The sequence below is a fragment of the Nakamurella alba genome (assembly GCF_009707545.1).
Lineage (GTDB): Bacteria > Actinomycetota > Actinomycetes > Mycobacteriales > Nakamurellaceae > Nakamurella > Nakamurella alba.
Genome location: NZ_WLYK01000008.1, coordinates 184,482 through 204,909, shown reverse-complemented (window position 1 = coordinate 204,909; position 20,428 = coordinate 184,482). Strand labels below are relative to the sequence as shown.

Genomic DNA, 20,428 nt, shown 5'->3' with positions numbered 1-20,428 from the left:
GGTCAGCACGGGTACCGCCCGCTGTCACCGCTCATGCCAGGAACTCCTCGAGCAGGTCGGCGGGCAGCTCGCCGCGGCTGCCGGAGGCCCGGACGGTGCCACGCACCAGGATCAGTGCCCGGTCCGCGAGTTGGGTGGCCAGCGCCAGGTTCTGCTCGACGATCAGCACCCCGACACCCGTCTCGGCCGCCCGGCGCAGCATACCGACCAGCTCCCGCACCATGATCGGCGCGAGCCCCATGGACGGCTCGTCGATCGCCAGCAGGCTCGGCTGCGACATGAGACCCCTGGCGACCACCAGCATCTGCTGCTCACCGCCGGACAGCAGCCCGGCCCGGCGCCGCTTCAGCCGGCCCAGCGCGGGGAAGACCTCGTACATCCCGGCGATCCGGCGGTCGGTCTCCCGGGTGTTCTCCGAGAGTGCGCCGAGGCGCAGGTTGTCCTCGACCGTCAGGGGTGCGACGGTGCCGCGCCCCTCCGGCACGTGCGCCAGTCCGGCCCGGGCCACCCGGTAGGCCGGCAGCCCGACGACATCCCGCCCAGCGATGGAGATCCCGCCCGACGCGGGCTTCACCAGGCCGGACATGGTGCGCAGCAGCGTGGTCTTGCCGGCGCCGTTCGGGCCGACCACCGCGACCACCTCACCGGTGCCGACGGTCAGCGAGACGTCCTCCAGCGCCGTGACGTGCCCGTACCGCACGGTCAGGTCCCGCACCTCGAGCACCGGGGCGGTCACGGCTGCACCTCCGCGGGATCCTCGGCGGCGTCGGAGGTCTCGGCGCCCAGATAGGCCGCCCGCACCGCGGGATCGGACCAGACCTCGTCCGGGGTGCCGATTCGCACCACCTTGCCCCAGTCCAGCACGGCGATCCGGTCGCAGACCGCGGTCACCAGGCCGACGTTGTGCTCGATCAGCAGCACCGCGATCCCCTCCCGGCTGGTCCGCCGGACCAGCTCACCGATCTCGTGCGCATCGGTCCGGGTCATCCCGGCCGTCGGCTCGTCCAGCAGCAGCACCTCGGGCTCCATCGCCAGGGTCCGGGCGATCTCCACCCGCCGGCGCATCCCGTAGGACAGGCTCTCCACCGGCAGGTCGGCGACCGCGTCCAGCTCCAGCCGGGCGAGCAGCTCCCGGCAGGCCTGCTCCTGCGCCCGGGCGTCGCGACGGCGGGCCCCGATGCGCCACGGTTTGACCCGGAACAGCTGGTGCCGGCCGACCAGGACGTTGTCCAGCACCGACATCTCGTCGATCAGCCGGAGATGCTGGTAGGTGCGGGCGACGCCGCGCCGGGCCACCGACTCCATCCGCAGCCCGGTCAGCACCTCCTCGCCCAGCCGGACCCGCCCGCTCGCCGGCGGCATGTACCCGCTGATCACGTTGACCAGCGTGGTCTTGCCGGCGCCGTTCGGCCCGACCAGCCCGAGCACCTCGCCCGGGCGGACGTCGAGGGAGACGTCGGTGAGTGCGGCGACGCCCTGGAAGTGCTTGCCGACGTCCTCGACCAGCAGCGTGCGGGTGGTCATCGGGGCGCGTCCTCGAGCTCGGCGTCGGTGGACGTGGCGGAGGCCGGCACGGCCCGCCGGCGCCCGCCGGGCAGGATCCGGCGCAGCAGCCGGGCCAGCCGTGGATCGCCCAGGCCGCGCGGCGCGATGAGCATCAGCAGCACCAGAACGATGCCGTAGCCGATGTTCTCGGCGGTGGTCCCGGCACCGCGGAGCAGCTCGTGGAACAGGCCGAAGACGAGCGCGGCGATGAGCGCGCCGGAGAAGTGGGTGACACCGCCGACGACGGCATAGGTGAGGGCCAGCACCAGGATGGTGAAGTTGTACTGGTCCGGGCTGATCACCCCGACCTCGTGCGCGTTGAGCGCGCCGGCCAGCCCGGCCAGCACGCCGGCCCCGGCCAGCGCCATCAGCTTGAAGGCGCGGACCCGGATGCCCAGCCCACGGGCGATCACCGGGTCCACCCGCAGCGCGTGGATCGCCCGGCCGTTGTGCGAGCGCTGCACCAGCTGCAGCACCACGCCCATCAGCACCAGCGCCGGGATGACGTACCAGGTGGTGACCTCGGTCGGGTAGCCCACCAGACCCTCGACACCGCCGGTGAAGCCGACGGTCTCGATCAGCACGATGATCGCCTCGGCCAGCGCGAAGGTGGCCAGCGCGAGGTAGATCCCCTCGAGTCTGAGCACCATCAGCCCGAACACGAACCCGGTCAGCGCACCGGCCAGCGCCCCGCAGATCACCCCGAGCAGCACCGGCATACCGGTGTGCATGGTGAGCAGGGCCGAGGTGTAGGCACCGACCGCCATGAAGCCGACCGAGCCGAGGCAGAAGATGCCGGCCTGGAAGACCACGAAGAAGCTCATCACCAGCAGCGTGGAGATCAGCGTGATGTCGATGAAGAACTCGTTGCGGGAGAACCACTCAAGCACGGGCCACCACCTGTTGTCCGAAGAGCCCGGTCGGCCGGGCGATCAGCACGATCGCCATCAGCACGAAGGCGAAGCCGTCGCCGAGGGCGGAGCTGACGTAGCTGCCGAGCAGCACCTGGCCGAGCCCGAGCAGCAGGCCGCCGGCCAGCGCGCCCGGTATCGAGCCCATGCCGCCGACGACGACGGCCGCGAAGGTGAGGGTGAGCAGCACGCCGCCGCTGGAGTACGAGACGGTCGCGGTCTGCGCCGCCACGAAGGTGCCGGCCAGCGCGGCCAGCGCGCCGGACACCGCGAACGCGGTGACGAACACCTTCTGCGTGTTCACCCCGAGCAACGAGGAGATCTCCCGGGAGTAGGCCACCGCCCGCAGTTCCCGGCCCAGCCGGGTGCGGCGAAGCCACACCGCCAGCAGCACCATGATCACCACGGTGGTGCCGAGGACCACCAGCTGCAGGTTCGGCAGGTCGACCGGGCCGAGCGAGATGCTGCCGGAGGGCAGGGCATCCACCGGGAATGCCTTGATCTGCGAGTCGGACAGCGTCTTGACCACCGTCTCCAGCACGAGGCCGGTGCCGATGGTGACCACCACGTAGGAGAACTCATCGCTGGAGGCGCGCCGTTGCAGGGCCGAGATCACCGTCAGCTGCAGCAGCACCGCGAGCAGCGCGCCGACGGCGACCCCGACCACCACGGCGAGGATGCCGGGCAGGCCCTGCTGCAGCGCGAACCAGGCCCCGAACGCACCCCAGGTGATGAACTGCGCGTGGGCGAAGTTCAGCACGTTGAGGACGCCCCAGACCAGCGTCACGCCCAGCGCCAGCAGCGCGTAGACGCTGCCCAGGGCGATGCCGTTGACGAGCTGCTGCAGGAACCCGTTCACCGGACGCGCCCGACCCGGCCGGCATCGCGGTGAACCGCGCTGGAGGGTGACATCAGAGCGCGCACTTCGTCTCCGGCGTCCACGCCACGGTCTTGCCGCCCTGGATCTGCAGCAGGATGCCGCCCTGGCTCGGTGTCCGCTTCTCGTTCATGTCGTACGTGCCGAGCACGCCCTCGAAGCCCTTCAGGTTCGCGAGCGCGTCGCGCACGGCGGCCTTGTCGGTGGTGCCGGCGTTCTTGAAGGCGGTCGCCATCAGGTAGATGCCCTCGTAGCCCCACGCCGCGTACTGGCTCGGCGGGGTGCCGTACTTCTTCGTCCACGCATCGACGAACTGCTTGTTCTTCCCGGCCGTGGACGAGACGTCCCAGGTGGTGGCGAAGATCGCGCACTGGGCGGCCGGCAGCTTGACCACCTCGGGGTTCTGGAAGCCGAGGTCGGTCATCATCTGCAGGTTCAGCCCGGCCTGCTCGTACTGGGCCAGGAAGGTCGGGTCCTGCCCGCCGTTGATGTTCACGAACAGCACGTCCGGGTTCGCGTTCTTGATCGTCGTCAGCTGCGCCTGGTACGAGATCGCGTCCGAGGTGACCGTCTCGTCCGCCACCGTCTCGTAGCCGGCCGCCTCGTTCGCCTTCTTGCGGAACTCGTACTGACCGACGATGTTGCTGCTGTCGCTGGTGTGCAGGTACGCGATCTTCTTGGCGCCCAGCGCCTTCAGGATCTCCGGATCGGTCTTCGCGTACAGCTCGGACAGCGCCGGGTAGGTGCGGAAGATGTAGTCGCCGACCTCGGTGACGCCGTCGCCGGACAGCCCGACCGCGAGCGTCGGCATGCCGGCGGCCTGCGCGTTCGGGCCGGCCGCCAGGAACGACGGTGACAGGGTGAACCCGACGATGGCGTCCACGGGGTCCTGCTTGGTCATCGAGATGATCGCCTGCACCGCGAGTTCCTTCGCGGCCTGGGTGTCCACCACCCGCAGGTCGATCTTCGTGCTGCCGAGGAAGCCGCTGCTGTTGATCTCCTCGACGGCGAGTTCCTCGCCCTTCTGCTCGTCGCTGCCCACCACGGCCACGCCGACGCTGCCGGAGGTGTCCAGCGGGGCGCCGATGGTGATGGTGGCCGGGAGGCCACCGGAGCCGCTGCCGGTGCCACCGCCGGACGGCGTCTCCGAGGAGCCGCAGCCGGCCGCGACCAGCGCGCCCACCGTCAGGATCGCCGCCACCGTTGCCGTCGACCGTTTCCGCATCTCGAGTCTCTTTCCCGGGCCGCTTCCTCGCCTGCCCTGTTGTGCCGGACCGCTCTGTCCTGTTGCATCAGTTCTCGGCCGCGCGGCCGGGGCCGGCGGGCACCGGTGGGACCGGTGCCGATCGGCACGAGGGCGGACCGATCGATGGCGCACGACGCTGCGGACACCGGACACCGGCCCTCGGACGGCTCACCCACGGCAGCGACGTGCTGGTGACGCTAGGGACTTCCGCCCGCCGCGGCACCGGAGACCCGCAGCCGCTCTGTGCGCCCCCACAAACACCCCACGACAACGGTGTTGCGGCAGCTCCGGACCGGGACGAGCCTGCCGGTCATGAGCGTGTTGCCCAGGGCTCCGCAGATCCCGATGGAACGCCGGACGGTGCCGGCCCTGCTGGACGACGGCGCCCGGGCCTGGGCGGACCGGCCGGCACTGCGCGACGCGGTCACCACGCTGACCTATGCCGGGCTGCGGGACGCCGCCCGGGCCCGTGGCGCCGCGCTGGCCGCCCTGGGGATCGCCCGCCGGCAGACCTGCCTGCTGATGATGGACAACCACCTCGACCACGTGCTGACCTGGCTCGGCGCCGCCTGCTTCGGCCGGGTGCAGGCGCAGGTGAACACCGCCTACCGCGGTTCGTTGCTGGCCCACGTGGTGAACAACTCCGACGCCGACACCATCGTGATCGAGGACCGGTACGCCACCCGGCTGCTGGACATCGAGGCGGAGATCCCGGCGCTGCGCCGGGTGGTGGTCCGCGGCGCGGCCCCGGAGGCACTGCGGCACAGCCGGTTCGAGGTCCTGGACTTCGAGACGTCCTTGCTGGTGTCCGATGCCGCCGAGCCCGCCGACGCCGACGATCCGGTGCGGCCCTGGGACCCCTACGCGATCATGTACACCTCCGGGACCACCGGCCCGTCGAAGGGGGTGCTGCAGCCGCACGGGCTGCCGTTCAGCTACGTCGATCCGCACCACTGGCCGCTGGTGGACGGCGACGACGTGGTGCTGGAGCCGCTGCCCCAGTTCCACATCGCCGGCCAGTGGACGGGGGTGCTGGCACCGCTGATGGTGGGTGGCAGCTGCGCCCTGGTCGAGCGGTTCAGCGCCTCCGGCTTCCTGGACGAGGTGCGCCGGTTCTGCGCCACCCAGGTGACGATGATGGCGTCCATGGTGACCTTCCTGCTGGCGCAGCCGGTGCGCCCGGACGATGCGGACACCACGCTGCGCAAGGTGCTGATGGCGCCGGTGATCAAGGAGGAGGCGGCCTTCCGGGCCCGGTTCGGGGTCGAGATCGCCTGTGGGCTCGGCCAGACCGAGTCCTCCGCCCCGGTGGTGGCGCAGTACGGGCAGACGGTGCCGGGCGGGTGCGGCTGGATCCGGGACGACTTCGAGGCACGGGTGGTCGACGCCGACGACATCGAGGTGGCGCCGGGCGAGGTCGGCGAGCTGGCGATCCGGCCGCGGATGCCGCACTCGGTGATGATCGCCTACCACCACGCCCCGGACGCGACACTGCAGAAGTGGCGCGGACTCTGGCTCCACCTCGGGGACATGGTCCGGCAGGACGCCACCGGCCAGTTCTTCTTCGTGGACCGCAGCTCGGACGTGATCCGGCGGCGTGGCGAGAACATCTCCTCGGTCGAGGTCGAGTCGGAGATCCTGCGCATCCCCGGGATCAGCGGCGTCGGCGTGGTCGGGGTGCGCAGCGCCGACTACGAGCAGGAGGTGCTGGCCTGCGTCGAACTCGCCGCGCCGGACGCCGGCACCCCGGGATCGGAGTGGACCGCGGAGAGCCTGCACGCCGAGCTGCGCCGTCGGTTGCCGTACTTCATGGTGCCGCGCTACATCGAGGTGTACGACGAACTGCCGCGGACCCCGACGGCCAAGGTGCAGAAGGGCGAGCTGCGCGCCGCCGGGCTGACCGACCGGGTGTGGGACGCGCGGGCGCACGGCGTCGAGGCCCGGCACGACAGTCCCTGAGCCGCGGACGCTGTCAGTTCTCCCCAGGACTGCGGGGCCGCCCTCAGGACGGCAGGCCCGCACCCGGGTGGCCGGGCTTGGCCACCAGCAGCTTCTCCCGCACGGTGGCGGTGACCACCGCCCGCACGGCCGGGTCGTCGTACGCGAGGGCGCCGCTGCGGATGGCCGCGGCCAGCTCCCGCTCGTCCGCCACCCCGAGCCCGGCCAGCGCCCGCGCGTGCCGGGCACTGCGCTCGTCCGCTCCGGCCAACTCGCGCCGGACGACGTCGAGCACGTTCGCCGACACCCTGATGTAGAAACGGGTGTCGTCGCCGGCCGCGGGCAGCAGGGTGCCGGTGAGGAACTCCTGGACCGCCTCCAGCAGATCACCGGCCGACGGCACGTCGTTGGGTGCGCGGGCCGGTTCCGGTCCGGTGTCGGCAGTGCTCATGTGATGGCCTCCAACAGGTCCCACTCGATCTCGCACACCCGGCGGCCCAGTGCCGCCAGCTCCACCGAGCGGGTGGTGGACCGCAGGTGCCGCATGGTCTGGCCGACGCAGAGCACGCCCCAGCGCAGGGTGCCGAGCACCTCGAACCAGTGCAGGTCCGGCGCGGTGACGTCCAGCCCGGTGGCCTCCCGGTACGGGGTGAGCAGCTGCTCGTAGTCACCCACCCCGCCGACCGGCAGCGGGCTGCCGAACCGCCAGCTCGGCGCGCACAGCCAGCCGAGATCCTCACGCGGATCGCCGATGTGGGCCAGCTCCCAATCGAGCACGGCGGCCAGACCCGACGGGTCGACGATGATGTTGCCGACCCGGAAGTCGCCGTGCAGCAGCACCGGCGGCAGCGGCGCGGGCCGGTGCTCCTCCAACCAGCGCATGCCCAGCTCGAAGGCCGGGTGCGGCTGGTCGTAGGAATCGAGGATGTCGCGCCAGACGGCGATCTCGTCGGCGCCGACGGCGAGCCCGTCCAGCCGGGCGACCGTGGACTCCACCGGGACCCCGTGCAGGGCGCCGAGGGCCACCCCCAGCTGGGCCGGCAGCACGCCGCGGGCGGCGGCCAGCCCCGGCGCGGACAGGATGCGCTTGGGCAGCGTGTCGCCGGCGACGTGGTCCATCAGCAGGTACGGCAGGCCGAGCAGCGCCCCGTCGTCCTGCACCGTGCGCACCCGCGGGGCCGGCACCCCGGCCGACCGGGCCAGCTCCAGCAGACCGGCCTCCAGCCGCAGACCGTGGGCGGCGCCGAGGGTGTCGCCCTGCAGCCGCAGCACGTACCGGTCGGCCGGGCCGTCCGGCGGCGCGTGCTCCGGCCGGACCTGCAGCAGGAACATCGCCCGGGACGCCCCCGCGGTCAGCCGGCGCACCCCGACCCGGTCGTCCTCGTCCGCGAGACCGGCCAGCAGCAGCACCTTGCGGGCCGTCTCCTCGTCGACCCGGATCTCCGGCGGTGCGGTCATCGCCAGGGCACCCGCGACGGGTCGGCCAGCAGCCGGCGCGCCACCACCATCCGGTGCACCTCGTCCGGGCCGTCGTAGATGCGCGCGTACCGCGCCTCCCGGTACATCTGCTCGAGCGGGGTGTCCTCGGTGACCCCCATCGCCCCGAACACCTGGATGGCCCGGTCCACCACGTCGTGCAACACCTTCGCGCCCCAGAACTTCACCAGGCTGATCTGCACGGTGGCGCGGCCGTCCAGGTCGTAGGCCCGCCCGGCGTCCAGGGTCAGCAGCCGGGCCGCCTGGATCTCGGCGGCGGAATCGGCGACCATGCGCTGGATCTGGCCCTTCTCCGACAGCAGCGAGCCGTGCGCGAACCGCTGGTTCGCCCGCTCGCACATCAACTCGAAGGCGCGCTGCGCCTGGCCCAGCCAGCGCATCGCGTGGAAGATCCGGCCCGGCCCGAGCCTGCGCTGCCCGACGACGAACCCCTCGCCGCGGGCGCCGACCAGGCTGTCGGCCGGCACCCGCACGTCGGTCATCGAGATCTCGCAGTGGTCGCCAGCGGTGCTGCCCATGGTGTGCAGCACCCGGTCGATGCGCACCCCTGGGGTGTCCATCGGCACCAGGATCGCCGAGATCGCCCGGTGCGGCGCCGCTTCCGGCCCCTCCGTGCGGACGAACACCGTGGTGAAACCGGCCCGGCTGGCGCCGGTGGTGAACCACTTGTGCGCGTTGACGACCCACTCGCCGTCGACGAGCTCGCCGGTGCTGCGGATCAGCGTCGGGTCGGAGCCGGCGACCTCGGGCTCGGTCATCGCGACAGAGGGCAGCACGTCGCCGGTCACCATCGGTGCCAGCCAGCGCCGCTTCTGCTCCGCGGTGCCGTCCAGGTGCAGCATGATCGAGTCCTGGGTGGAGATCGTGCCGGTCGCCGCCTGGCCGTACCAGCTGCGCCCGATGATCTCGTTGACCAGCGCGTAGTCCAGGAAGGGCAGTCCGCCGCCGCCGATCTCGGCCGGGTGACCCAACGCCCAGAGTCCGCGTTCCTTGGCCTGCGCGCGCAGGCCGGTCATCACCTCCGCCGACTCCGGTCCACCGGCCCGCAGCACCGGCTCCGCCGGGATCACCGCGCCGTCGATGAAGTCCCGCATCCTGTCGAGGATCTCGGGGTGTGCGGTCGCAGGGGCCGGGTGCGCGGTGCTCATCGGACCGTCCTGGCGTCGAAGGGCAGGTCCCGGTCCGGATCGGGATCCTTGGGCAGGCCGAGCATCCGCTCGCCGATGATGGTGCGCTGGATCTCCGAGGTGCCGCCGGCGATGCTGATCTTCTTCATCTGCAGGAAGTCGTCGACGGCGGACGGCCGCGGCCCGGACGGGTCCCAGGCGGTGACCGCGTCCGGGTCGATGTCGGCGGCGAGCAGCCCGGCGGTCTCGTCCAGCTCGGCATTGCGCAGTTTGCGGACGGAACCCTCGGCGCCGGGCAGCTGGTGGGCGAGTTCGACGGAGGCCCGGATGGTGGTGGTCTGCAGGGCACGCTCCTCGACGAACAGCTGCACCAGCCGGTCCCGCAGCAGCGGGTCCTGCCAGGCCCCGGTGGCCAGCGCCCGCCGGACCAACCGGGTCGCCCGGCCCGGTCCGATGGAGGGGCGACCGGAGATGCTGCTGCGCTCGGACATCAGGGTGGAGATGGCGACCCGCCAGCCGGCGTGCAGCGGCCCGAGCAGGGCGTCCGGTGGCAGCCGCACGTCGGTGAGGAACACCTCGTTGAACTCGCTGTCGCCGGTGATCTGCCGCAGCGGCCGCACCTCGACGCCGGGGGCGTGCATGTCGACGACGAAGAAGCTGATGCCGTGGTGCTTGGGCCGGCCGGGATCGGTGCGGGCCAGCAGCATCCCGAGATCGGCGATGTGGGCGTAGGAGTTCCACACCTTCTGCCCGGTGACCAGCCACCCGCCGTCGGGCTGCGGCACCGCCCGGGTGGCCAGCGATGCCAGATCGGACCCGGCACCCGGTTCGCTGAACAGCTGGCACCAGCGCTGCGCGCCCCGTGCCAGCGGCGGCAGCCAGCGGGCCTTCTGCTCGTCGGTGCCCCACTCGAGCACCGTCGGCCCGCCCATGTCGATCCCGACCTCGTCGGCCGCCGGCCGGCCGACCCCGAGATCGGCCAGTGCGGCGCGAATCCCGGCGGCATCGGCCGGCGTCAGGCCGAGCCCGTGGTACTCCGCCGGCCAGGTGGGGGTGGCGAGCCCGGCCCGGCCGAGCACCTCGTACCAGGCGCGCCCGTGCTCCGGGTCCAGCCGCAGCCGCTCGAGCGCGGCGGCATCGCCTGCGTCGAGGGTGCGTCGCCACTCGTCGGGAAGGTGCGCTTCCACGAACTCCCGGACCTGTGCGGCGGTCGGGACCGTGCCGGGTGAGGTCACCGGCGTCGCTGTTGTCGTCATGCCCCGGCCTCCACCAGCATCGCGTCCTCCAGCACGGACACCGGCGGCCCGTACACCGCCAGCAACTGCTGGTCGGCCCGGGCGCGGCGCAGGTACAGGTGCGCGTCGTGCTCCCAGGTGAACCCGATGCCGCCGTGCAGCTGGATCATGTCCCGCGAGAGCTGGGAGAAGGCCACGGTGGCGTAGCGTGCGGCGACCGCGGCACCGGTGCGCTGTTCCGGGCTCCCGGGTGGCTGCCAGGCGGCGTGGAACGCGGCGGACACGGCGTTCTCGCTGCGCACGGACATGTCGGCCAGCCGGTGCTTGACCCCCTGGAACTGACCGACGGCCCGGCCGAACTGGCGCCGGGTGCGGGCGTACTCCGCGGTCACCTGCACCACCTGCGCGCAGGCACCGGCCTGCTCGGCGGCGAGGAACAGCGCCGCCGTCACGGCCACCGCGTCCAGCACCGCCCCGGCCGATCCCGGTGTCCCGACCCGCTGCGCCGGCACGTCGGTGAGCGTGACGGTAGCGAGACCTTTGGTGCCGTCGAGCACCTCGAGCGCGGACGTGGTCACCCCCGGGTTGTCCCGGCGCACCGCGAACAGCGACGGGCCACCGTCCGGCTCGGCGGCGACGAGCAGCAGCAGATCGGCATCCGCCCCGTCCGGCACGCCGGTCCAGTCGCCGGTGACCCGGCCGTCGCGGACCCGGGCGGGAGTACCGCCGGTGCGCACGGCCAGGGTCGCGGTCGACGTCCCGTCGGCGATCGCCGGGAGGTGTTCGGCGTTGCAGTCGTCGTCGCCGGCGGTGCGCAGGGCGGCAGTCGCCAGCACCGCGGTGGACAGGTAGGGCCCGCCGGTGAGCCGGCGTCCCATCTCCTCGGCCACGATGCACAGCTCGACCGCACCGGCCCCGTCGGGCCCGGCGGCGCCGCCGTACTCCTCGGGCACCGCCAGAGCGGTCAGACCCGATTCCGCCAGCGCGCGCCACAGCTCCGGGTCCTGCCGCTGCCCGTGCTCGGCCAGCCGCCGGGCCGCGGCCACCGGCGCGTGCCGGTCCAGCAACGCACGCACGGTGCTGCGCAGCTCCAGCTGCTCGGCACTCCATTCGAACTCCACGACCACCTCGCCTCACCGCCCCTCACCGCCCCGTCCGGCTGTCCGGTCATCCTCACGCCCCGCGGGAGCTCGCCGGGCACCGGCGCACGCGGCCGTTGGACTGTTCGACAACGGGTGCGGCCGCCGAGGCTCGCCACCACCCCGCGGCGGACCATCATCGGGCGAGCGCCCGAGGAGAGGACGACCGCCCGTGACGACCGGCGAGCAGCACCAGGAATCGATCCACGACGGACGCACGGGCCCCGGGGTGATCTCGGCCGGATCGGATCTGCTGGCCGGCCGGACCGCGCTGGTCACCGGTGCCGCCCACGGCATCGGCGCCGCCACCGCCGGCCTGCTCACCGCACACGGCGCCCGGGTGCTGCTCGCCGATGTGGACGCCGACGGCCTGGCCGCCACCGCCGCAGCGCTGCCGGCCGGGTCCACCGCGGTCCTCGCCGGTGACCTCACCGCACCCGGCCACCCGGCCGAGATCGTCGCTGCCGCGGTGGACCTCGGCGCCGGCGAGCTGGACATCGTGGTGAACAACGCCGGCTACAACCTGAACGCCCGGCTGGTGGAGATGTCGGACGAGGCCTGGCAGGCGATGCTCGACATCCATGTCACCGCACCGTTCGCCGTGCTCCGCGCCGCCGGGCCGCACCTGATCGCGGCCGCCGAGCGGGACCGCGCCGCCGGCCGGGAGGTGTTCCGCAAGGTCGTCTCGATCACCTCGATCGCGCTGATGGGCAGCGCCTACCAGGCGAACTACGCCGCGGCGAAGGCCGCAGTGGTGGGGCTGACCAAGAGCCTGGCCAAGGAGTGGGGCCCGCACCTGGTGAACGTCAACGCCGTCGGGTTCGGTTCGGTCGACACCCGGCTGACCCGCCCGCGCGATGCGGACAACGTGCTGCACCTGCCCGGCGGCGACGTCCGGCTCGGCCTGTCCGAGAAGGTGATGACCGTGGCGGCACAGTCGATCCCGTCCGGCCGGGTGGCCTCGCCGCAGGAGGCCGCGGGCGCGGTCTTCCTGCTCTGCACGCCGTGGAGCGACTGGATCACCGGCCAGGTGCTGCTCGCCACCGGCGGCCAGGTCTACGGCATGTCGGGCTGAACCCGGCCGACCACCCCGGGAGAGGACCTCTCCCCGGGACCGCTGCTCGGACCCGCTGCTCAGACCTCGGCCGGCAGGGCCTCGTGCTCCTCGTCGGCGTAGCCGCCGGCGCCGAAGTAGGCCTGCTGCACCTTCGTCCGGTCCGCCAGCAGGTCGCGGGCCGCGCCCTCCAGCACCATCCGACCGTGGTTCAGCACGATCGCCCGGTCGGCGACCGAGAGCGCCAGCTCCACATGCTGTTCCACCAGCACGACGCCCACGTTCTCGTCCTTGGCCAGTCGGCGGATCCCGGGCAACATCTCCTGCACGATCTTCGGCGCCAGGCCCAGGCTCATCTCGTCGATCAGCAGCAGCTTCGGCTCCGCCAGCAGGGCCTTGCCGATGGCCAGCATCTGCTGCTCGCCGCCGGACAGCAGCCCGACCCGGCGGTCACGCAGCGGGCGCAACGCCGGGAACCGGTCGAGCACGAAGTCCAGCCGCACCTTGTCCGCCTTCGCGCGGGCCATCCGGAAGTGCTCGCCGACGGTGAGATCGGCGAAGACACCACGGTCGTCGGGCACCAGCAGCACCCCGGCCCGCACCAGCTTGTCGGTGTGCCGGGAGCGGACCGGCCGGCCGAGCGCGGTGACGCTGCCCGCCATCGGCTCCAGCAGGCCGACCATGGTGAGCAGCGCGGTGGTCTTGCCGGCGCCGTTGGGCCCGAGCATGGCGACCACCTCGCCGGCGGACACCGACAGCGTCAGGTCCCGCACCGCGGCGACGCCGTTGTAGCCGGCGGTCACCGCGTCGAGATCCAGCAGTACGTCAGGCATCCTGCACCTCCATCGGAACGCCGAGATATGCGGCGATGACCGCCGGGTCGTTGCGCGCCTCGTCCGGGGTGCCCTGGAAGATCAGCCGGCCGAACTCGAGAACGTAGATCGTGTCGCAGACGCTGAGCATCATCGCCACGTCGTGGTCGATCAGCAGCGCCCCGGGACCGAGCTTCACGATCTCCCGGATCCGCTCGGCGAACTGCACGCTCTCCGCGCTGTCCAGCCCCGCGGCCGGCTCGTCGAGCAGCATGATGTCGCAGCCGCCGGCGATGGCCCGGGCGACGCCGACCAACTTCTGCTGACCCAGCGCCAGGTCGCCGGCCTTCAACCCGCCGGCACCCGGCAGCCCGACCATGTCCAGCACCCGCTCGACCCGCGCCGCGTCGTCGTGGTGCCTGGTGAACAGGTCCTTCCAGATCATCGCCGGACGCATGGGATGTGCTGCGGCCAGGATGTTCTCGGCCACGGTGAGGCTGGCGAACAGCTCACCGGACTGCCAGGTGCGGGACAGCCCGGCCCGGCGCCGCCGGTGCGGCGGCAGCCCGTCGATCCGCTCGTCGCCCAGCCGGATCTCGCCGACGCACTTGGTGAAACCGGTCAGCGCATCGACGAAGGTGGTCTTGCCCGCGCCGTTCGGGCCGATCAGCCCGACGATGGTGCCGGGCTCCACGGTGATCGAGACGTCCTCGTTCGCGACCACGCCGCCGTACCGCACGCCCACGCCGACGGCGCGCAGCGTCTTCCGCTGCTGGGCCGGCGAGATCTGCTGGGCCGGTGGGATCTGCTCAGGAGCTGACATCGGCACTCCTCGGTCCGTTCACGGCGACCTTCTCCGGCGGCGGCTGTTCGGTGGGCGGTGGGGCGCCGGGTTCCTTCGGCGCCTTCCGGTGCGCGAGACGTTCCTTCACCCAGGCGATCTGGCGGTTCGTCTCACCGGCGATGCCGCTCGGGTTGAGGATCGCGGTGAGGATCAGTGCGAGTCCGGAGATCAGCGCGTAGACGTCGCCGGTGTCCCAGATCTGGTTGACGATCGTGTAGACGATGCCCAGCGGCGCCAGCACGCCGGCCACCGCCGCGCCGCCCCAGCTGGTGATGCCGCCGAGGTAGGCGATGGCCAGGATCTGCAGGCCGACGAACACCGAGAACGACTCCGCGGACAGCTGTCCGTGGCTGTAGCCGATGAGACATCCGGCCAGGCCGGCGATGAACCCGGACATCGCGAAGCCGATGAGCTTGGTGAACCGCACGTTGATGCCGGCGGACGCGGCGGCCCGCTCGTTGGCGCGCACGGCCAGGAAGTTCCGGCCGGTGTGCCCGGACATGATCCGGATGAAGGCCAGCACCACCAGCACCGCGATGACCAGCACCATGATCGAGAACAGCAGCCGGGACAGGTCCCGGCCCTGCCGGACGGCGAAGTTCAGGCCGAACAACCGCGGATCGGCCAGCGGGTTGCCCTGCGGCGGGGTGAGGCTGTAGTTGCCGAAGACGAAGCGCTCGATGGCCAGCGCCGCGGCGAGGGTGACGATGGCCAGCTGCGCCCCGCGGATCCGGAAGGCGGGCAGCGCGACGATCATGCCGAGCAGCGAGGCGATGGCCGCGCAGAGCAGCACCGCGATCGGGAACGGGATCGACCAACCGGTGCTGATCTTGGACAGCGCGAACCCGGCGGCCCCGGCGAAAGCTGCCTGTGCCAGCGAGATCTGGCCCAGGTAGCCGGTGATCACCACGTAGGACAAGGCGAGCAGCATCATGATGATCGACGAGGTGATGCCGAACCGGTAGACGCCGTTGGTGACGATCAGCAGCACCAGCACCACCACGACCACCACCGCGGCCGGGATCGCCCGGATCCGCGGGATCACCACGTCCGGCAGCCGCATGGTGCGCAGCGAGCCGCGGGAGGGCAGCCGCTTGCCGAAGGCCAGCAGGATGATCATCACCACGATGAAGGGCACCACCTGGTCGATCCCGGCGGCGGCCCACTTCGGCCACCAGGGGAAGGTGACCATCAGGTTGAGGATCGACTGCACGGCGCCGAGCACCAGGGCCGCCACGGTCGCCCAGACGATCGAGGTCATCCGGGCCACCAGCATCACCGCCAGCGCCGGCACCACGTAGAGCGTGTAGTTGGCCGGGTTGATGCCGGTGAGCGGGCTGGCCAGCATGACACCGATGGTGGACAGGGCCGCGGACAGCACCAGGGCGATGGCGGCCAGCCGGTCCGGCGAGAAGCCCATCAGCACGGTGGCCCGCTCGTTGTCCGCCGCCGCCCGGGTGGCCAGGCCGGCCCGGGTGAACCGCAGGTAGGCCCAGACCAACGCGGACAGCGCGATCATGATGACGGCCATGATGATCTCGCCGGAGGAGAGCCGGACGCCGAACACGGTCCAGCTGCCCTTGGGGATCAGCGCCGCCACCGGGATGGTGTCCGGCCCGAACCGGATGATGACCAGCGCCTGCAGCGACAGCATCAGCGCCACCGACACGACGACCTGGGCCAGCACCGGTGCCCGCCGCACCGGCCGGAACACCGCCACGTGGATCAGCAGGGCCAGCAGCACCGCGGTCACCAGACCGATGACCAGCGCCGGGATCCCGCCCATCGGCCCGTCCGTCAGCTGGACGGAGAAGATCGGGAACACCAGCCGGCCGTCGGTGCGCAGCTGCGCGTAGACGTAGCCGCCCCACATCGCGGTGGCGCCCTGGGCGAAGTTGATGATGCCGGTGGCGCGGTAGAACAGGATCAGGCCGTTGGCCAGGCCGATGTAGATCGCGCCCAGGCCGAGGCCCAGGATCGCGAACTGCAGGTAGGTGTTCACGGACGTGCCCCGATCGTGTGTGGCGGGTCAGGTGCTGCTCTGGTCACCGGCGTGGTGCCGGTGGGACGGCCCCGCCCGGACGGCATGTCCGGGCGGGGCCGGTGTTCTCAGCCCGCCAGCGACGGGTCGAGGTCGAAGTAGCCGTCGCCGCCGACCTTCAGCGAGCCGTCGGCCTGCACCTCGAAGTAGATGGCCTGCTTGGTGCACGCGGTGGGCTTGCCCGGCCACTGCTTGCCGTCGCAGGTCACCGTCGGGCCGGCCATGATGCGCAGGTCCTTGATCTCGCTGAGCGCCTTGCTGGCCGCGGTGTTGGTGATCTCGCCGTCGATGGTGCCCAGCGTCTGGGCCAGCGCGACCACGGCGGAGAAGGAGTACAGCGAACGGGCCGACTGCTCCTCGGCGTGGTTGGTCTGGGTCATCGCGTTGGCGAAGGCGTCCAGGTCGGCCTGCACGTCGGCCGGGGCGTGGTCACGGGAGCCCGGCAGCCACAGCCGCGGCTGCGAGATCGCGCCCGCCGCATCGGCTCCCATCTTGGCGATGAACTGCGAGCAGGACCCGGCGAAGATGGTGCCGGTGTAGCCGGCGTCCCGCTCGGCCTGGAAGAGCTGGGTGCAGCCGTCCTCCGGCAGCGCGATGATGCCGGTGACGTCCGGGTTGCTCTGCAGCTGCGACGCCGCGGCCACCGTGTAGTTGACGTTCTTGGTGTCGATGTACTGGACACCGACGTTGAGCCCGAGCTTCTGCGAGATCGGGGTGATCAGCGTGTCCACGTAGGTGTGGGTGGCGGGCGCGTCGGTGAGTGCCAGCGAGGCGTTCTTCTTGCCCAGCTTCTGCAGGATGGTCATCGAGCCGACCGCGCTGACCGCGCCCGGGCCGGAGAAGTAGAAGCCCAGCGGGTACGGGGTCTCGTCCATGATGTTCGCGCCGGAGAGCATGCCCACCACGGGGATCTCGGCGCCGACCAGGATCGGCTGCGCGCCGCCCATGGACAGGTCGTAGGCGTCGACCACCACCGGGTAGTTGTTGGTGACGAACCCGTTGGCGCAGTTGACCGCGGTTTCCGGGGTGCCGTCACCGGCGCACAGGTCGACCTCGAGCGGCCGGCCCTGCACGCCGCCGAGCACGTTGTTGACGTACCAGACGCCGGCGTCGATGCCGAAACCCGACTGCGGGTACGCCGCGGCGCCGTTCATCGGCGCCATCGCGCCGATCTTGATCGGGTCACCACTGGCGACGGACGGGACCACCGATTCCGGGGCCGATCCGGTCGCCGAGCCGCCACCGGTGGCCGCCGAGGTGCTGGTGCCGCCACTGCTCGCCGGCGCCGCGGTGCTGGTGGCGGCCGGGGACGCAGCGGCGGTGCTGCTGGTGCCGGCACCGGGTGCCGGGTCCGACCCGCACGCGGCGAGCAGCAGGGCGGCAGCCGCCAGACCTGCTGTGCCGGAACGGAAACGCCTCGAAGTCCTCATGTGCTGCTGGCACCTCTTCCGGTGTCGTGGCGACCACCGCCCGGGTGGGCGCTGGTGGTGGGTGGTGCTGGTCGGGAACTCCGCGAAGGGTTCCGGGGTCCCCGGCCGGGCGGTCAGGCCGTCGTAGAAACGTGACGAGCGTCACGCGTGGGTGTTGCGGGTGTCAAAGTCCGGGCACACCGGCTTTGTGGTGCCGCACAAGTGCCGTTCCGGCTGGTCAGGACATGTCCCAGGTGCGCAGTTCGCGCTTGAGGATCTTGCCGCTGGCATTGGTGGGAAGTGCGTCCACCACCAGGAACTCGGCCGGCACCTTGTACCGGCCGAGCCGGCCGTTGCAGTGCTCGCGCAGTTCGTCCGCGGTCACCGACTGGCCCTCGCGGACGGTGACGAAAGCCCGCACGATCTCGCCCCAGTGTTCATCCGGCACACCGATGACCGCGCTCTGCACGATCGCCGGGTGCTCGGCGAGCACCGTCTCGATCTCGCTGGGGTAGATGTTCTCCCCACCGCGGATGATCATGTCCTTCTTGCGGCCGTAGAGGTAGAGGAACCCGTTCGGCGCCCGGTAGGCCATGTCACCGGCCCGGAACCAGCCGTCGCGGAAGGCCCGTGCCGTCTCCTCCGGCATGTCCAGGTACCCGTCCATCAACATGTCGCTGCGGGTGGCGATCTCGCCCACCTCGCCGTCCGGCACGTCGTTCATCTCGTCGTCCACCAGCCGCAGCGCGACCCCGTGGGCGGGCTTGCCGATCGAGCCGAGCAGTTCGGTCTCCCCGGCCGCCGCCCGCTGGTGCTCCTGCACCGACATCACCGCCTGCAGACCGGCTTCCGTGCCGGCGCCGAAGGCGTTGATGAAACCGCAGCCGAAGATGTCCATGGCCTTGCGCAGCAGGGTCGGCGACATCGGCGAGGCACCGTAGTAGATGGTCCGCATGTTCGTGAACGACAGCTCCGCCACGCCCGGCTGCTGGAAGAGCATGCTGATCATGGTGGGCACCAGGAACATCGCCGTCAGTTCGTCCCGGGCCAGGATCGGCACCAGCTCCTTCGCGCTGAACTGCGGGATGATCAGCGACGGGAACCCGTACGAGACACCGGCCAGCAGCGCGCAGATGCCGGTGATGTGGAACGTCGGCGCGGCGACGTAGCGGAAGTCGTCGATCCGCAGGTCGTAGTCGGCGATGTGCCCCTGGATGATCGCCTTCATCATCCGCTGCGACTGGACCACACCCTTGGGCAGCCCGGTGGTGCCGGAGGTGAAGGCCAGCCCGATGGTGTCGGTGTCGGTGCAGACCACCGGCGGCTCGACGTCGCGGCCGGTGCCCAGCAGGTCCTCGTAGTCGGTCTCGAAGTCGACCACCGTGCGCAGGCTCGGGAACTGCTCCGCCATCCCGGCCAGCAGCTCGGAGTACCGGTCGTCGTGGAACAGCATGACCGGCGCGGAACGCCCGATCAGCACCTCGATCTCGGGCCGGGTGAGCCGGTAGTTCAGCGGGACGTACACCGCGCCCAGCTTGAGCGCGGCCAGCACCACCTCGACGTAGCGGTGCGAGTCCAGCGCGAACACCGCCAGCCGGTCGCCCTTGCCGACACCGCCGGCGGACAGCGCATCGGCCAGCCGGTTCACCCGGCTGTTCACCTCGGCGAAGGTCAGGTGCGAACCGTCGGGGAAGACGAAGCACCGCTTGTCCGGATGCCGACGGGCCGAGAGCGGCAGTGCCTCACCGAGACTCACCTGCAGCCGGGCGGCCAGCGCCGGGGTGGCGAGGTGACCGCGATCGGCGTCGAGGAAGTCGGTCATCACACGCCTTCAGGGGCGAGCTGGGAGCGCTCGTAGGCGATCAGCGCCTCGGTACTGCCGAGGCGCTGCCAGTCCCTGACGTACTGCGGCAGGTCGGTCGACACCCGCATCGGGAACTCGGCCGGCCGCTTCTCCAGGAAGGACAGCACGCCCTCCTTCACGTCGTCCGCCCGGCCGAGATGGAAGATGCCGCGGGAGTCCAGCTCGTGTGCCAGCTCGGGGGTGCCGAAGGCCAGCATCTGCCACAGCATCCGGCGCGAGACCGCCACCGAGACAGCGGAACTCGCGTCGATCAGCTCGTGCGCGAGCTCGTAAGCGCGCGGCAGCAGGTCCTCCGGCGCGTGCACCGACTTGACCAGACCGGCCGACAGCGCCTCGTCCGCACCGAACACCCGACCCGAGTACACCCACTCCGCTGCCTGGCTGATGCCGACCACCCGGGTCAGGAAGAAGGACGACGCCGCCTCCGGGACCAGCCCGCGCCGGGAGAAGACGAAGCCGATCTTCGCGGTGTCCGAGGCCAGCCGGATGTCCATCGGCAGGGTGATGGTGGCGCCCATGCCCACGGCCGGGCCGTTGATGGCGGCGATCAGCGGCTTGGTGCTCTCGAAGAAGCGGCGGGTGACGATCCCGCCGTAGTCGGCGTCCCGCTCCATCCGGAACTCGCCCGGGTTCTTGTTCTCGAAGATGGCGGTGCCGTCGGACAGGTCGGCGCCCGCGCAGAAGGCGCGACCGGCACCGGTGACCACCACGGCGCGCACATCGTCGTCGGCGTCGATCCGGTCCATCACGTCGACCAGTTCGACCCCCATGGCGTGGGTGAAGGCGTTGAGCTTGTCCGGCCGGTCCAGCAGCAGGGTGGCGACCCGGTCGGTGACCGAGTAGCTGAGGAATTCGTAGTCCGGCATGTGATGTCCTTCTGGTCCGGGCG

At 71.6% G+C, this 20,428-nt stretch carries 18 protein-coding genes; 2 read left to right on the top strand and 16 right to left on the bottom strand.

Annotation, left to right across the window (positions count from 1 at the left end):
• Positions 1-31 precede the first annotated feature (31 nt).
• From GIS00_RS18685 to GIS00_RS18665, 5 genes are read right to left on the bottom strand one after another with little or no spacing between them, the layout of a single operon-like run.
• Entirely contained in the window at positions 32-736 is a 705-nt protein-coding gene (locus GIS00_RS18685) for an ABC transporter ATP-binding protein (protein ID WP_196073355.1), read from the bottom strand.
• Positions 733-1,524, bottom strand: a complete 792-nt coding sequence (locus GIS00_RS18680) for an ABC transporter ATP-binding protein (RefSeq protein WP_154769963.1) — start codon at positions 1,522-1,524, stop codon at positions 733-735. Before GIS00_RS18680 ends, GIS00_RS18685 begins: the two co-directional genes overlap by 4 nt.
• On the bottom strand, positions 1,521-2,435 hold the full coding sequence (locus GIS00_RS18675; RefSeq protein WP_154769962.1) for a branched-chain amino acid ABC transporter permease: 915 nt from the start codon (positions 2,433-2,435) through the stop codon (positions 1,521-1,523). Before GIS00_RS18675 ends, GIS00_RS18680 begins: the two co-directional genes overlap by 4 nt.
• On the bottom strand, positions 2,428-3,315 hold the full coding sequence (locus GIS00_RS18670) for a branched-chain amino acid ABC transporter permease (protein ID WP_154769961.1): 888 nt from the start codon (positions 3,313-3,315) through the stop codon (positions 2,428-2,430). The genes GIS00_RS18675 and GIS00_RS18670 overlap by 8 nt, the downstream gene beginning before the upstream one ends.
• 52 nt (positions 3,316-3,367) lie before the next feature.
• Positions 3,368-4,558, bottom strand: a complete 1,191-nt coding sequence (locus tag GIS00_RS18665) for an ABC transporter substrate-binding protein (RefSeq protein ID WP_154769960.1) — start codon at positions 4,556-4,558, stop codon at positions 3,368-3,370.
• Between the two features lie 333 nt (positions 4,559-4,891).
• Here GIS00_RS18665 and GIS00_RS18660 point away from each other — a divergent pair, with 333 nt between their 5' ends.
• Positions 4,892-6,538: an AMP-binding protein gene (locus GIS00_RS18660; RefSeq protein ID WP_154769959.1), complete on the top strand. Its 1,647-nt coding sequence runs from the start codon at positions 4,892-4,894 to the stop codon at positions 6,536-6,538.
• 43 nt (positions 6,539-6,581) lie between these two features.
• On the opposite strand, the gene GIS00_RS18655 is transcribed toward GIS00_RS18660, so the two are convergent.
• From GIS00_RS18655 to GIS00_RS18635, 5 genes are read right to left on the bottom strand one after another with little or no spacing between them, the layout of a single operon-like run.
• A complete protein-coding gene (locus GIS00_RS18655) occupies positions 6,582-6,968 on the bottom strand; it encodes a DUF6285 domain-containing protein (RefSeq protein ID WP_154769958.1) in 387 nt (128 codons plus the stop codon).
• Positions 6,965-7,975 (bottom strand): phosphotransferase family protein, encoded by a 1,011-nt coding sequence (locus GIS00_RS18650; protein ID WP_154769957.1) that lies wholly within the window; start codon positions 7,973-7,975, stop codon positions 6,965-6,967. The genes GIS00_RS18655 and GIS00_RS18650 overlap by 4 nt, the downstream gene beginning before the upstream one ends.
• Positions 7,972-9,162, bottom strand: a complete 1,191-nt coding sequence (locus GIS00_RS18645) for an acyl-CoA dehydrogenase family protein (RefSeq protein WP_154769956.1) — start codon at positions 9,160-9,162, stop codon at positions 7,972-7,974. Before GIS00_RS18645 ends, GIS00_RS18650 begins: the two co-directional genes overlap by 4 nt.
• Complete coding sequence (locus tag GIS00_RS18640) at positions 9,159-10,397, bottom strand: acyl-CoA dehydrogenase family protein (RefSeq protein WP_154769955.1); 1,239 nt, start codon at positions 10,395-10,397, stop codon at positions 9,159-9,161. The genes GIS00_RS18645 and GIS00_RS18640 overlap by 4 nt, the downstream gene beginning before the upstream one ends.
• Positions 10,394-11,497 carry an acyl-CoA dehydrogenase family protein gene (locus GIS00_RS18635; protein WP_322098118.1) on the bottom strand — a complete coding sequence of 368 codons (1,104 nt, stop codon included), beginning with the start codon at positions 11,495-11,497 and terminating at the stop codon, positions 10,394-10,396. The genes GIS00_RS18640 and GIS00_RS18635 overlap by 4 nt, the downstream gene beginning before the upstream one ends.
• A gap of 190 nt (positions 11,498-11,687) precedes the next feature.
• On the opposite strand from GIS00_RS18635, the gene GIS00_RS18630 reads away from it, so the two are divergent.
• Positions 11,688-12,590, top strand: coding sequence for an SDR family NAD(P)-dependent oxidoreductase (locus tag GIS00_RS18630; RefSeq protein WP_322098117.1), 903 nt, complete (start codon positions 11,688-11,690; stop codon positions 12,588-12,590).
• Between the two features lie 59 nt (positions 12,591-12,649).
• On the opposite strand, the gene GIS00_RS18625 is transcribed toward GIS00_RS18630, so the two are convergent.
• The 6 genes from GIS00_RS18625 to GIS00_RS18600 all read right to left on the bottom strand — a co-directional run bounded on the left by GIS00_RS18625 (position 12,650) and on the right by GIS00_RS18600 (position 20,405).
• The gene (locus GIS00_RS18625; RefSeq protein WP_154769954.1) at positions 12,650-13,402 is read right to left on the bottom strand and encodes an ABC transporter ATP-binding protein; all 753 of its coding nucleotides are present in this window, start codon (positions 13,400-13,402) and stop codon (positions 12,650-12,652) included.
• A complete protein-coding gene (locus GIS00_RS18620; RefSeq protein WP_154769953.1) occupies positions 13,395-14,204 on the bottom strand; it encodes an ABC transporter ATP-binding protein in 810 nt (269 codons plus the stop codon). The genes GIS00_RS18625 and GIS00_RS18620 overlap by 8 nt, the downstream gene beginning before the upstream one ends.
• Complete coding sequence (locus tag GIS00_RS18615; protein ID WP_322098116.1) at positions 14,191-16,227, bottom strand: ABC transporter permease; 2,037 nt, start codon at positions 16,225-16,227, stop codon at positions 14,191-14,193. The genes GIS00_RS18620 and GIS00_RS18615 overlap by 14 nt, the downstream gene beginning before the upstream one ends.
• A gap of 107 nt (positions 16,228-16,334) precedes the next feature.
• Positions 16,335-17,696 carry an ABC transporter substrate-binding protein gene (locus GIS00_RS18610; protein ID WP_154769952.1) on the bottom strand — a complete coding sequence of 454 codons (1,362 nt, stop codon included), beginning with the start codon at positions 17,694-17,696 and terminating at the stop codon, positions 16,335-16,337.
• Between the two features lie 217 nt (positions 17,697-17,913).
• Positions 17,914-19,497, bottom strand: a complete 1,584-nt coding sequence (locus tag GIS00_RS18605) for a class I adenylate-forming enzyme family protein (RefSeq protein WP_154769951.1) — start codon at positions 19,495-19,497, stop codon at positions 17,914-17,916.
• A complete protein-coding gene (locus GIS00_RS18600) occupies positions 19,497-20,405 on the bottom strand; it encodes an enoyl-CoA hydratase-related protein (RefSeq protein ID WP_154769950.1) in 909 nt (302 codons plus the stop codon). The genes GIS00_RS18605 and GIS00_RS18600 overlap by 1 nt, the downstream gene beginning before the upstream one ends.
• Between the last annotated feature and the right edge of the window lie 23 nt (positions 20,406-20,428).

Coding starts and splice junctions, on each gene's coding strand:
- GIS00_RS18680 (WP_154769963.1), bottom strand. CDS start 1,524: ATGACCACCCGCACGCTGCTGGTCGAGGACGTCGGCAAGCACTTCCAG.
- GIS00_RS18665 (WP_154769960.1), bottom strand. CDS start 4,558: ATGCGGAAACGGTCGACGGCAACGGTGGCGGCGATCCTGACGGTGGGC.
- GIS00_RS18660 (WP_154769959.1), top strand. CDS start 4,892: ATGAGCGTGTTGCCCAGGGCTCCGCAGATCCCGATGGAACGCCGGACG.
- GIS00_RS18655 (WP_154769958.1), bottom strand. CDS start 6,968: ATGAGCACTGCCGACACCGGACCGGAACCGGCCCGCGCACCCAACGAC.
- GIS00_RS18650 (WP_154769957.1), bottom strand. CDS start 7,975: ATGACCGCACCGCCGGAGATCCGGGTCGACGAGGAGACGGCCCGCAAG.
- GIS00_RS18645 (WP_154769956.1), bottom strand. CDS start 9,162: ATGAGCACCGCGCACCCGGCCCCTGCGACCGCACACCCCGAGATCCTC.
- GIS00_RS18640 (WP_154769955.1), bottom strand. CDS start 10,397: ATGACGACAACAGCGACGCCGGTGACCTCACCCGGCACGGTCCCGACC.
- GIS00_RS18625 (WP_154769954.1), bottom strand. CDS start 13,402: ATGCCTGACGTACTGCTGGATCTCGACGCGGTGACCGCCGGCTACAAC.
- GIS00_RS18620 (WP_154769953.1), bottom strand. CDS start 14,204: ATGTCAGCTCCTGAGCAGATCCCACCGGCCCAGCAGATCTCGCCGGCC.
- GIS00_RS18610 (WP_154769952.1), bottom strand. CDS start 17,696: ATGAGGACTTCGAGGCGTTTCCGTTCCGGCACAGCAGGTCTGGCGGCT.
- GIS00_RS18605 (WP_154769951.1), bottom strand. CDS start 19,497: ATGACCGACTTCCTCGACGCCGATCGCGGTCACCTCGCCACCCCGGCG.
- GIS00_RS18600 (WP_154769950.1), bottom strand. CDS start 20,405: ATGCCGGACTACGAATTCCTCAGCTACTCGGTCACCGACCGGGTCGCC.